Origin of the sequence: Flagellimonas iocasae (genome assembly GCF_042682725.1) — a bacterium.
In the GTDB taxonomy this organism is placed as follows: Bacteria; Bacteroidota; Bacteroidia; order Flavobacteriales; family Flavobacteriaceae; genus Flagellimonas; species Flagellimonas iocasae.
Map to the genome: position 1 here is coordinate 152,342 of NZ_JBHUHU010000003.1, position 12,766 is coordinate 165,107.

Consider the following 12,766-nt stretch of genomic DNA (forward strand, 5'->3'; position numbering starts at 1 on the left):
GACTTCAGGTTTACACAAAGGTCTTATATGAAAAAGCTGCTCTTATCTTCCATAATTGTTATCATAGGGTTCACCTTTATTGGTAGACTTTCCTATTTGCAGTTGTTTCGTTTTTCTCCCGATCAAATTCTGGAAGACCCGGCCATCAAAAAAATATATGACTATCCCGAACGTGGTTATATCTACGATCGCGATGGAAAATTAATGGTAGGAAATCAGCCTGCTTATGATGTCATGGTGATTCCGCGGGAAGTGCAACCCCTAGATACGTTGGAATTCTGCGGACTTTTGGGAATCGATAAGGCCACTTTCATTTCCAAAATGGAAAAGGCCCGAATCTATTCTCCACGGCTTCCTTCGGTTTTGGTACCTCAGCTCTCCAAAGAAGATTATGCCACACTTCAGGAAAAAATGCGTCACTATGTTGGGTTCTATATCCAAAAAAGGTCGCTCCGTTATTACACCACCAATAGTGCCGCCAACGTGTTGGGCTATATCAGTGAGGTAAATGAGTGGGACCTACAGAACAATCCATATTATGTGGCGGGTGAACTAAAAGGTCGTACCGGAATCGAGAAGCAGTATGAAGAAGTTCTTAGAGGCCGAAAAGGGGTGAAGCATATTCAAAAAGACCGTTTCAATAGGGATATAGGCCCCTATAAAGAGGGTAAGTTGGACACACTTCCCAAACAGGGCACCGAAATCCATATCACTTTGGATAAGGAACTCCAAGAGTATGGTGAAAAACTGATGCACGGTAAAAGAGGCGGTATTGTAGCCATTGAACCCAAATCAGGTGAAATTTTAGCCATGATCTCTGGGCCTACTTACGACCCGGCACTATTAGTGGGCAGGGAACGTTCCAAAAATTACAGTAAACTTCATTACGATACCATTGCCAAACCAACGTGGGACCGCTCTATTTTGGCGCAGCCTTCACCCGGCTCTCCTTTCAAGACACTCAATGCCCTGATTGCTTTGCAAGAAGGGGTGGTCACTCCAGAAACCACGTTCAGGTGCTATCATGGTTTTTATGTGGGAAATACACTGAGAGGATGCCATTGTGGAGGTGGAGTACGTGACATGAACTCAGGAATTTACCAATCGTGCAATGCCTATTTTGCAGGGGTATTCCGAAAAATCTATGACAAATACCCAACAACAGACGAAGGAATGGATGCTTGGGAAAAGCACATGAAAAGTTTTGGCCTAGGCGGGTATTTGGGAACCGACCTTCCCACTGGGGCCCCCGGCAGGATTCCGAACAAAGCGTATTATGATAAATGGTATGGGGATGGTAGATGGGCCGCTTCCACTATCATTTCAAACTCCATAGGACAAGGAGAAGTTGCCGCTACACCGCTACAATTAGCCAATATGACCGCCGCGATTGCCAACAGAGGCTACTTTTATACGCCACATGTTATAAAAAGTATGGGTAGTTCAGGGGCGATTGACCCTCTTTATACCGAACCCCATTACACCACCATTGATCGAAAATATTTTGATCCCGTAATTAAAGGAATGGCCAATGTGTATAAGTACGGAACGGCAAGATGGGTTCAGATTCCCGATATTGAAATAGCCGGTAAAACGGGTACGGTGGAAAACTATGTGCGGGTTGATGGTGAACGGATGCAGCTTACCGACCACTCTGTGTTTGTGGCCTTTGCCCCTGTTGAAAATCCGCAGATTGCCATAGCTGTTTATATTGAAAATGGATATTTCGGTTCACGCTATGCAGGGCATATTGCCTCTCTTCTCATTGAAAAATATATTAAGGGCGAAATCACCCGAAAGGATTTGGAGAAACGCATGTTGGAGAAAACTTTGGAGCACGAATATGCCAAACCTTATAGCGGTGAACCTTTCAAGATAAATGAATATGTCTGGTAGAGGGCTTTTTGGAAGGATAGACTGGATTACTATTTTTCTCTATGCCCTTTTGGTCTTCATTGGATGGCTCAATATTTATTCTACCTCATTGGTAGACCCCAGCACTTCAATTTTCGACTTTTCCACCCTCTACGGAAAGCAGCTCTTTTTTATTGGACTTGCAATCTTGGGTGTTATTTTGGTTCTTTTTGTTGAATCGAATTTCTTTGAACGCTTTGCCTCTATTTTTTATGTCGTATCCATTGTTTTATTGCTCGGGCTTTTTGTGTTTGGGAAAACCATTGCAGGAGCAACCTCATGGTATAACCTTGGGTTTTTTAATCTTCAACCATCAGAGCTGGCAAAGGTGGCTACGGCACTTGCGCTAGCCAAGTTTTTAAGTGACATCCAAACCGATATTAAAACAGGTAGGCACCAAATGTATGCCTTGGCCATTATTCTGCTGCCAGCGATTTTAATTTTGCCACAGCCAGACCCTGGAAGTGCCTTGATTTACTTTTCTTTCTTTTTTGTGTTGTTTCGTGAAGGATTTCCCTTGTATTATCTTGGCATTCTATTGTTCATGGTGATATTATTTGCCACCACCTTGATGTTTGGCACCGTATGGATTGCCATCGGACTGGTAATTTTAACCATCTTGATCTATACCTTTAAAAGAGCTTCGTTAAAAATTCCTTTTCTTCCGGTTGCTGGGGTCATTGTGCTTTCCATTTTGTTTTCCATGTCTGTGGACTTTGTGTATCAAAATGTATTTGAACAGCGGCATCGCGATAGGATTGCCTTATGGCTGAGTCTGGAGAAGGATGAAAAAAAGTTGGAGGAAATCCGAAAGACCATCGGTTACAACACCTATCAGTCTGAAAAGGCCATTGAATCCGGAGGCTTTTTTGGTAAAGGATTTTTGGAAGGCACGCGAACCAAAGGAGATTTTGTTCCCGAGCAGCACACGGATTACATTTTTAGCTCTGTGGGTGAGGAATGGGGTTTCATGGGCACGGTTACAGTAATCTTGCTGTTCTCGGTTTTCTTTTTACGATTGATCCATATCGCGGAGCGGCAAAAAAGTGATTTTAGTAGAATGTACGGTTACGGGGTCATTTCCATTTTAGTGGTCCACTACTTCATCAATATTGGAATGGTAATCGGGTTATTGCCCACTATTGGGGTTCCGCTTCCGTTTTTTAGTTATGGCGGTTCGGGGCTTATCTTTTTTACGATGCTGCTCTTTATTTTCCTAAAACTGGATTCCAACCGATTAAAGGACGGTATTTAAAATTTCCAACCAGAAACATCTACTCTGCTTTCCACTTCCTGCTGCCATTCGGTGGTCTGTCGTTGAAAAAAGTCTATCCCAGTTAGCTCTTCAATGGAATCGATGGGGACCAAAAATTTACTCAACGGTTCTTGACTTTCGGTATTGGGCATTAAAAAGGCCACCGCCTTATTGCTGCTTTTCTGAAGAACAATCTTGTAAAAAGTCTTCGGAACATCCACATCTTCATCTCCAATTTCCTCCAAACCTTCTTCAAGAACTCCTCCGGTAATCACAATCAAATCCCCATAGGTTTTGCACCAACGACGCACTTGCTGTTCCAATCGGTTCCAAATCCCGGCATTAAAATCCCTATCCTGTGGACTGATGTTGCTCGTGTAAAATGTCTCGCTATAGGCGTACTCAGAAAACCGGCGGTCCCCAGCAGGGCAAAGGTGGCCACGGTCATACCCCGAACCTCGATAATTTCGCCAATCCGCGGATTTAGTCCTCACCTCTGGGTCCTCGATAAAGTAAGGTCGTTTTCTATCGTCATAGGTAAGATGGCTTTTTTTGAGCTCATAGAAAACCCACTCGGCCTGCTCAAAAGGTTCGCTGTACGAAAGCATGTAATGCTCATGCCGAACAATATCCCCGGTAGTGGAACTGGGTAAAAAAACTTCGGAAACAGAAGCTTCATTTGAACTTTCAGGGTTGGAATAGGTATCGGGAGTATAAAAGTTTCGGATAATCCAAAAGCCTATCAAACAAAGGGCAAAAAGGATACTGTAAATGGTTTTGTTCTTCAACCCTTCTAATTCATTTTAATCCTAACAAAACTAAGGAACTTTATAAAATAAAAAACCGACCTTTTGGGTCGGTTTCATTTTTATTGTTGTTTCTAATATTAGTCTTTATTGGAACTAGCCAATTTTCGTTCCGTGCTTTTGATATTGTTCATCTGCAAATCTTTAAGCACGTTAACGGCTTCTTCGACATAAATGTCTTTTGCCAAATCTTTGTGCCATCTATCTCTTTTCTCCCGAAGTACAGAATCTTGGGTGAACAATTCAGTTTCATATTGTAGCGATCCAAAGGTCAGTTTGGAATCATAATCCCGTAGGCTTTTGAACTTGTCAGACAGTTTTTTTGCCTCAGTTTCCTTTGTCACAAATTTGTCGTAGTTAAGGGATACAACCGTTTCATCTTGCTGTTCCTTGATCCATCTGGCATTTTCCTCAATCAATTTGATTTGCGGATTGTTCGCCATACGTTTTTTACTGTTTTCAACGGTTGCTTCAAGATCAATATATCCATCCCAAACTTTGTAATCGGCAGGGGTTATTTTATCCCAACCCAATGGATTCTCTTGATCGCGCTCTCCCAAATCGATGTAACTATATCGGTCTGGAACCACGATGTCACTTTTAACGCCTTCCAATTGAGTAGAACCTCCATTGATGCGGTAAAACTTTTGGGTAGTCAATTTAATAGCTCCCAAATCACCGTGCTCATTGCTTCGAACAATGTTATCCAAAGGAATCACATTTTGAACCGTTCCCTTACCGAAGGTTTGCTTACTACCAATAATCACAGCTCGTTTATAGTCCTGCATGGCAGCTGCCAAAATTTCGGAAGCTGAAGCTGAAAGCTCATTCACCATGATCACTAATGGTCCATCCCATTGAATACGCTCGTCTTTATCTTCGTGGACTTCTTTACGCTGTCCAGAAGAACGAACTTGAACTATAGGGCCATCCTTGATGAAAAGACCGGCCATTTCAACAACGGTTTTTAAGGAACCACCTCCATTATCCCTAAGGTCAAGGATGATACCTTCAACACCATCTTCTTTAAGACGATCCACTTCTTTAGCGACATCCGTTGCTGCATTTCTTTCGGTATAATCTTCAAAATCCACATAGAATTTAGGAAGATTGATAATTCCATATTCGTGGTCATCACTTTTTATAGTGGCTGATTTTGCATAGGATTCTTCCAACTCGACCACATCACGGGTGATGGATACCTTTTCAACAGTCCCATCCACTTTTCTAACGGTAAGGTCCACGATGGTCCCTTTGGGTCCTTTAATGAGTTTAATAGCATCATCCAAACGCATTCCAACAATATCGATGGGTTCCTCGCCTTCTTGACCAACTTTTAGAATTTCATCACCAACTTCCAAGGTTTGGTCTCTCCAAACGGGGCCTCCGGAAATAATTTCCACGATTTTGGCTCCTTCGGGTCTTTTTTGCAAACGGGCTCCGATACCTTCAAACTTACCGGACATGCCAATATCAAATCGTTCTTTCTCCTCTGGAGCAAAATAGAACGTATGGGGATCAAACTCATCCACAATGGTGTTGATGTATTGCACAAACCAATCCTTGCGTTCCAAATCATCCACAAAATCAAAATACTCGTCCAAATTCTCCTTCACATTCCCGCGAGCTTCTTCCTCCGTAACCGTTTTGTCCACGGAACTTGGAAAATCATTAAAGGCAATGACCGCATCAGCTGATACCTCACCATCCCCATTTTGAATCATTTCAGAAATTCTGTTATCCACTTTGTTCTCAAAAATGGATAGCGCATTATATTTTAATTGTTTTCTCCAACGCTCTCGAAGTTGTTTCTTGTTGGCCGCAAATTCTTGCTCACTGTAGTCAATGTCAATACTTTCATCCAACGTAAAGTCAAAAGGCTCGGCAAGTACTTCTTTGTAAATTTCCTTGGCTTCGTTCATCCGAACCATCAATCGTTGGTAAACGATATTGAAAAATGTGATATCTGTATTCTTGATCTCATCATCGATCATGAATCGATATTTTTCAAACTCCCGAACATCACTTTCCAAGAAATAGCGTTTGGTGGGATCTAAAATATCGATGAAATCGTCAAAAACACTTGAACTGAAGCTGTCGTCCAAATTTTTAGGCTCGTAGTGTCCTCTTTCCAGCACGTAGGTAATCAAATCCAGTAGCAGCTTATCCTTGTCATCGTTATCAAAAGACTTGTTTGTGAAACTGCAGGAGGCTACTGCAACAAGAATTACCAGAAGTGCCAAAATAAAATTCTTCTTCATAAATCTATTTTTTTCGGAGTGTTGGAATCTGATTTTTCCACCACTTCATCCGTCATTTCTACTCGTATGAATTATCTAAGATACTGAAAAAACCATGCCAGTTTGGGCATTGCCATTTAATTTTTTGTTAAACAGCAACGACTTCATATCCTTATGAAAAACGTATTTTTATGCCATTAATTATCCAAAATGAAAAAACCACTGATACTGGTCACCAATGATGATGGAATTACGGCTCCTGGTTTACGGGCGTTGATACGGACCATGAAGCAATTGGGTGATGTGGTGGTTGTGGCCCCAGACAGCCCCCAGTCGGGCATGGGACATGCCATTACGGTAGATAGCACGCTGTTTTCTAAAAAGGTGGTGGTGGACCATGAAGAAGGGGCTCCAAACGAATATAGCTGCAGTGGAACACCTGCCGATTGTGTAAAATTGGCCCTTCGGGTTTTGTTGGACCGCACACCGGATATTTGTGTGAGTGGCATTAATCATGGCTCCAATTCCTCTATTAATGTGATTTATTCCGGAACCATGAGCGCTGCCATTGAGGCAGGTATCGAGGGTATCCCTGCCATCGGTTTTTCGTTGTGCGACTATTCTTGGAATGCCAATTTTGAGCCTGCATTGGAATCCATCAAAAATATTGTTGCGGAAGCTTTGACCAATGGAATACCCAAAGGTACCGTCCTTAATGTGAACATTCCCAAAACAGAAAATGCCCCAAAAGGGATTAAAGTTTGTCGGCAGGCCCGGGGGAACTGGAAAGAAAAGTTTGATGCAAGAACAAGCCCTTCGGGCAAAGATTATTATTGGCTCACCGGGGAATTTGAACTTTTGGACAAAGGAGAAGACACGGATGAATGGGCCCTGTCCCAAGGGTACATCTCCGTGGTACCTACGCAATTCGACCTGACGGCACATCATGCCATACCTCAAATAAACAACTGGAATTTAAATGAACATAAATAAGGAAATTATAATCGGTTTTGCCGTAGGAATCATTGCCAACGTGTTTGGCACACTGCTCTATATTTTGATGTTTTCCGACCTGGGCATAGTGGATACCTTTAACGCCGCCATGGATCAAGGACATATGGGAAGCTTGTTGGCCTTAGGCGCCATTTTAAACTTAGTGGCTTTTTTCGGGTTCCTTCGGATAAAAAGAGATCTTAGGGCCAGGGGGGTAATGATCGCCACACTGGTCACCGCAATAATTATCTTGTTTTATAAAGTGTTTGTTTAAAAAAGGTACAGGTTCAAACTTAAAATGAAACTTGAACTTGTTCTTGAACTTGAACTTTACTCATGAAATACTACATCATCGCCGGCGAAGCCTCTGGAGACCTACATGGCTCCAACCTCATAAAGGGCCTTAAAAAAGAGGATCCCTCGGCTGAAATACGTTGTTGGGGAGGGGATTTGATGCAGCAGGCTGGTGGTCAATTGGTCAAGCATTACAAGGATATGGCCTTTATGGGTTTTTTAGAGGTGCTCATGAACATTCCCACTATCTTCAAGAATATTTCATTTTGCAAGGAGGATATCAAAAAGTTTAATCCTGATGTCGTTATTTTTATTGATTTTTCGGGGTTCAACCTCCGGATTGCCAAGTGGGCCAAGGAAAACGGATTCAAGACCAATTACTACATTTCCCCACAGATTTGGGCGTCGCGGGAAGGTCGGATTGAAAAAATAAAACGGGATATTGATACGATGTTCGTTATCCTTCCCTTTGAAAAGGAGTTTTACGAGAAAAAACACGGTTTTCCGGTTCACTTTGTGGGACATCCACTTATTGACGCTATTGAAAACACACCTATTGTTGACGATATTACCTTCCGAAAAGAAAACAATTTAGACCCTGAAAAACCTATCATTGCCTTGCTCCCCGGAAGCCGTAGACAAGAAGTGCAAAAAATGTTGGATGTGATGCTTTCCATAAAAGGGGATTTTCCAGACTATCAATTTGTCATTGCAGGTGCTCCAAGTCTTCCCGATGAATTTTACACCCCTTTTTTAAAAGGGGATAAAGTGGGATACGTTTCGAACAAAACCTATTCACTTTTAAAACATTCCCACGCTGCATTGGTCACCAGCGGAACGGCCACTTTGGAGACAGCCCTGTTTGAAATCCCTCAAGTGGTCTGCTACAAAGGCAATTGGATATCCTATCAAATTGCGAAGCGAATTATTACGCTGGATTTTATTTCCCTTGTCAACCTTATCATGAAAAGAGAGGTTGTTAAAGAATTGATTCAGAATGAATTGACATCAAAAAACCTTAAAAAAGAGCTCTCCAAAATTGTTTCTGGGGCTGAACGTGAACGCATCTTGGAAGACTACAAAATCCTTAAAGAAAAATTGGGTGGAAAAGGTGCCAGTCAATTGGCCGCCCGATTAATCGTTGAAAATGCTTAGATTTAGCGTCCAAGAAAGTAATAGTATTTCTTGGATGTTACGTAAAACCATAATCTTACTGCTTTTTTTTGCCGTGGTAGCCTGCGGTCCAGGCAAGAGAAAGCGAACCTACAGCAAGACCCGAACCGTTACGGTAGAGGGGTCAACCGAAGACACTATCCCCAAGGAAACCAGAAAAGAAGAACGGACCAATGTCAAGGCAGAGGCCATTATTTCCACCGCTATGGGCTTTTCTGGAACACGATACAAGTATGGGGGCACCACCGAAAAAGGCATGGATTGTTCTGGATTGGTCTATGTTTCCCTTCGGGAAAATGACATTCTTTTTCCAAGGGTTTCTTATCAAATGGCCGAGGAAGGACAACGCATTCGAGTGGATGATGTACAAAAAGGAGATCTCCTTTATTTTAAGACCAGCAAAAGTGGAAAACGCATCAACCATGTAGGCTTGGTGGTGGAAGTAGATGGTGACGACATTAAATTTATACATGCCACTACTTCCAGGGGCGTTTTGGTATCCTCATTACGGGAAGGATATTGGAACTACGCCTTTGTGAAGGCCATGCGTATCCTTTAGTGCGTTTGTTCAACTTTGTGTCCGTCAAGCTTTGTTTGTGCTTGATTACGGGCATTATTTTGGGTTTCTATTTTGGGGTCGCTCCGCTTTTCCCGTTGCTGGCGATGCTCATCTTTTTTCCACTGCTGTTTTGGTTTCACAAAAAACAGTCCCGAGAAGGATTTCCTTTTTTTGAAGTTTCAATGGTTCTCACCACCATTTTATTGGGAATGTTTGTGGTTGCCATGGCGATGGGCAACACTCTGGAAAATCATTATTCTAACCGTGATTTAAACAAAGAAAAGGTGTGGCACCTTAAGGTGAGGGAGGCACTAAAACCGAATCCCTATTCCCAACGATATGTTGCTCAAGTTATTACATTGGATGAAGAGGCATCCACAGGAAAAATCCTATTGAGCCTCCCAGTTGATTCCATTGACTCAAAGTTAAAAGTGGATGATGAAATTTTTGTGTTTTCCTCGGTAGAAGCTATTCGACCTCCGCTAAATCCACATCAATTTAATTATAAGGATTATTTACGGAAGCAGGCAATCTATCACCAGATTCGTGTTTCGAACGATGCTTTTTCAATAGATAAAAATCAGTCAACAACACTTCTGGGATTGGCTGCAAAAGCACGCGAACACATTATCTCAAAATTGAAAAAGGAACGATTCGGACCAGAGGAACTCAGTGTGATTCAGGCTTTATTGCTGGGACAACGGGATGATATTTCCGAAAGCACCTATAATGACTACAAAAATGCGGGAGCGGTGCATATTTTGGCGGTATCTGGACTTCATGTGGGCATTCTGTTGCTCTTACTTCAGTTTCTGTTGTCTCCCTTGGAGCGCTTCTCAAAGGGAAAAACTGTAAAACTTCTGATGGTGGTACTCCTACTTTGGGGGTACGCTTTTGTAGCCGGATTATCCCCGTCCATTGTCCGAGCCGTGACCATGTTTACGTTTTTGGCCTATGCCATGTATTTGAATCGACCCACCAATTCGTTCAACATCATTGCACTATCCATGTTATTTATCCTTTTGATAAAGCCATTGTTCTTGTTTCAGGTTGGGTTTCAAATGAGTTATGCAGCGGTTTTTGCCATTGTTTGGATCTACCCGAAACTCCAAAAGTTCTGGTTTCCCAACAATATCATCGTTCGAAAAACTTGGCAATTGTTATCCGTCAGCATTGCGGCACAGTTGGGTGTTTTGCCTATTAGTTTGTTTTATTTTCATCAATTTCCCGCCCTGTTTTTTATCTCCAATCTTTTGATCATTCCATTTTTGGGATTGATTTTAGGAATAGGCATCTTAATTATCGTTTTATCCCTCATAAATCAACTTCCCATATTCCTTGTTGATAGCTATGATTGGGTCATTGGAGTTATGAATGCAGTGGTAAGTTGGGTGGCGCGGCAAGAAGGGTTTATTATCAAAGACATTCCTTTTGATTCCGTTCAACTGGTTTTAGGATACTTCACCATTATTTTAATTGTGGGGTTCCTATCCCGACCCAAACGGAAAACCGCTTTGGTATTATTTGCTGGAATTGTTGCGCTACAAGGCTGGGCCATTTGGAAGCAGTTTCAACTCAAAAACAAGGAAAGCCTAATCTTAGCCCACAAGTCCAGAAACACCATACTATTGCATCAAACAGGAAATGTATTGAACGTGTTTGCACAAGACACTTCCAATGTGGACAGAATCGCGAATGATTATTCAGTTGCCGAACATGTCAAAGCACTGACCAAAAATCAAATTCAGAATAGCTATAACATCAATCAAAAGAAGTTGTATGTGATGGACAGTTTAGGTTTCTATCCCATTGAACAGGATTTGGATTTTCTGCTGCTCACCCAATCGCCAAAAATTAATTTTGAGCGATTGTTGGATTCCGTCCGCCCTAAAATGGTATTGGCAGATGGCAGTAGTTACAAAAGTTATGTGGAACGTTGGAAAGTGACTTGTGCCCAAAAAGAAATCCCTTTCCACTATACGGGCGAAAAGGGATATTATGATTTCAGTGAATTAATTAGGTGACATCTCCCATCCACTTTTTAATAAATGGACTTGCAGCAAAGAAAATCAATCCTGCACCAATGGAAACCCAAACAACGTTCAGGAATATATTTGGCATTTCAAGAACATTCTGTGGATCAAATTCTCCTCCGATAAGTCCCGCAATCAAATTTCCAAGGGCAGCACCCACAAACCAGATACCCATCATCTGGCCCAGATATTTTTTTGGCGACAGTTTACTAGTTGCACTAAGCCCCACTGGACTGATGGTCAATTCACCAATGGAATGTAAAAAATAAGTTAGTATCAATGCGAACATGCCAGCTTTGGCTCCACTAGCTGCAACATGGGCAGCCTCAACCATGACCCAGAATCCCAATCCCAACAAAATAAGTCCAATGGCAAATTTAAAGGGGGTGCGCACATGTATGTTTCTTGTGGCCAACTTCACCCAAATGGCCCCAACTATCGGCGCAAAAATAATGATGAAACCAGAGTTGAACGATTGTAGCATTCCCGCTGGCATTTCCCAGGCACCAACAAATCTATCCGTAAAATCCCTTGCAAATAAATTTAAAGAAGATGCAGCTTGTTCAAAACCGGACCAAAAAATAGCTATCCCTACAAAAAGGATAAAAATGACCGATACTTTTTTCTTTTCAATCACTGATAACCCCCCGTTGAAAAGGATATTGAGAAAATACCCCATGGTAATGACCACAATAATAACGCCCAATGCCTGTGCAATCCCGGTTGCCGTAGTGACATCGATATAGCCTGCAAACTGTAGAGCCACCAATAGGACCAGAACAAAACCGATTATGCCATAAGTGACCAATTTATTTGATTTTTCCGTTTTCTCCATTTGTTTAACCTTAGGCTCAATGCCAATATCACCAAGATATTTAGGCGCAAAAAACCGATAGGCTATCAGTCCAAAAAGCATCCCAACCGCAGCTAGTCCAAATCCTAAGTGCCAATTGTATGCAGCAAGCAAAGGCACCAGAATCTGCCCTATGAAAGACCCCAAGTTAATCCCCATGTAGAAAATGGAGAATCCAGCATCCCGCATGGCACCGTCTTTTCCTTCATATAGCTCCCCTACCAAGGTGCTTATATTTCCTTTGAGGAGTCCTGTACCCAAAGCCACAAAGGCCAAACCTGAGAAAAATATTGCTGGTGAGCCCGGTATGGCAAGAATTAGGTGACCTATCATAATTAGTACCCCTCCATAAAAAACGGCCTTTCGCTGTCCAAAAATGTTATCTGCCAACCATCCTCCTGGTAAGGTCATCAAGTAAACAGAGGCCGTATAAAGGCCATAAACAGCCCCGGCGGTTTCCGTTGTTAAGCCAAGACCTTCTTGTGCGGCATCCGTGGTCATAAACAAAATGAGGATGGCACGCATCCCATAATAGGAAAAGCGTTCCCACATTTCGGCTGAAAACAATACATAAAGTCCTTTGGGGTGTCTGAACTTATCTTTTTCCCCTTTATATTTTACAACTTCCGACATATTTTTCTGGTTA

The 12,766-nt window shown here is 42.2% G+C and carries 10 protein-coding genes; 7 read left to right on the forward strand and 3 right to left on the reverse strand.

Translation table 11 applies throughout. The annotated features are described in order from the left end of the window. Positions 1-27 precede the first annotated feature (27 nt). Together ACFSJE_RS07965 and rodA are read left to right on the forward strand one after the other, a co-directional pair. Entirely contained in the window at positions 28-1,896 is a 1,869-nt protein-coding gene (locus tag ACFSJE_RS07965) for a peptidoglycan D,D-transpeptidase FtsI family protein (protein WP_379830459.1), read from the forward strand. Continuing rightward, on the forward strand, positions 1,886-3,169 hold the full coding sequence (gene rodA, locus ACFSJE_RS07970; RefSeq protein ID WP_379830460.1) for a rod shape-determining protein RodA: 1,284 nt from the start codon (positions 1,886-1,888) through the stop codon (positions 3,167-3,169). The genes ACFSJE_RS07965 and rodA overlap by 11 nt, the downstream gene beginning before the upstream one ends. Here the strand turns inward: rodA and ACFSJE_RS07975 are convergent. Then, positions 3,166-3,957: a DNA/RNA non-specific endonuclease gene (locus tag ACFSJE_RS07975; protein ID WP_379830461.1), complete on the reverse strand. Its 792-nt coding sequence runs from the start codon at positions 3,955-3,957 to the stop codon at positions 3,166-3,168. The genes rodA and ACFSJE_RS07975 overlap by 4 nt on opposite strands. Before the next feature lie 98 nt (positions 3,958-4,055). Beyond that, the gene (locus tag ACFSJE_RS07980) at positions 4,056-6,236 is read right to left on the reverse strand and encodes a carboxy terminal-processing peptidase (protein ID WP_379830462.1); all 2,181 of its coding nucleotides are present in this window, start codon (positions 6,234-6,236) and stop codon (positions 4,056-4,058) included. Positions 6,237-6,425: 189 nt separating this feature from the next. On the opposite strand from ACFSJE_RS07980, the gene surE reads away from it, so the two are divergent. The 5 genes from surE (at position 6,426) to ACFSJE_RS08005 (ending at position 11,258) form a co-directional block, all read left to right on the forward strand. Then, the gene (gene surE / locus ACFSJE_RS07985) at positions 6,426-7,208 is read left to right on the forward strand and encodes a 5'/3'-nucleotidase SurE (RefSeq protein WP_379830463.1); all 783 of its coding nucleotides are present in this window, start codon (positions 6,426-6,428) and stop codon (positions 7,206-7,208) included. Then, positions 7,195-7,482, forward strand: coding sequence for a hypothetical protein (locus ACFSJE_RS07990; protein ID WP_379830464.1), 288 nt, complete (start codon positions 7,195-7,197; stop codon positions 7,480-7,482). The genes surE and ACFSJE_RS07990 overlap by 14 nt, the downstream gene beginning before the upstream one ends. 62 nt (positions 7,483-7,544) lie before the next feature. Then, positions 7,545-8,657, forward strand: coding sequence for a lipid-A-disaccharide synthase (gene lpxB, locus ACFSJE_RS07995; RefSeq protein WP_379830465.1), 1,113 nt, complete (start codon positions 7,545-7,547; stop codon positions 8,655-8,657). 34 nt (positions 8,658-8,691) lie between these two features. Continuing rightward, positions 8,692-9,234 (forward strand): C40 family peptidase, encoded by a 543-nt coding sequence (locus ACFSJE_RS08000; protein ID WP_379831545.1) that lies wholly within the window; start codon positions 8,692-8,694, stop codon positions 9,232-9,234. Next, on the forward strand, positions 9,195-11,258 hold the full coding sequence (locus tag ACFSJE_RS08005) for a ComEC/Rec2 family competence protein (RefSeq protein ID WP_379830466.1): 2,064 nt from the start codon (positions 9,195-9,197) through the stop codon (positions 11,256-11,258). Before ACFSJE_RS08000 ends, ACFSJE_RS08005 begins: the two co-directional genes overlap by 40 nt. Here ACFSJE_RS08005 and ACFSJE_RS08010 read toward each other — a convergent pair. Then, on the reverse strand, positions 11,251-12,753 hold the full coding sequence (locus tag ACFSJE_RS08010; protein ID WP_379830467.1) for a peptide MFS transporter: 1,503 nt from the start codon (positions 12,751-12,753) through the stop codon (positions 11,251-11,253). The two genes, ACFSJE_RS08005 and ACFSJE_RS08010, sit on opposite strands and share 8 nt — an antisense overlap. Between the last annotated feature and the right edge of the window lie 13 nt (positions 12,754-12,766).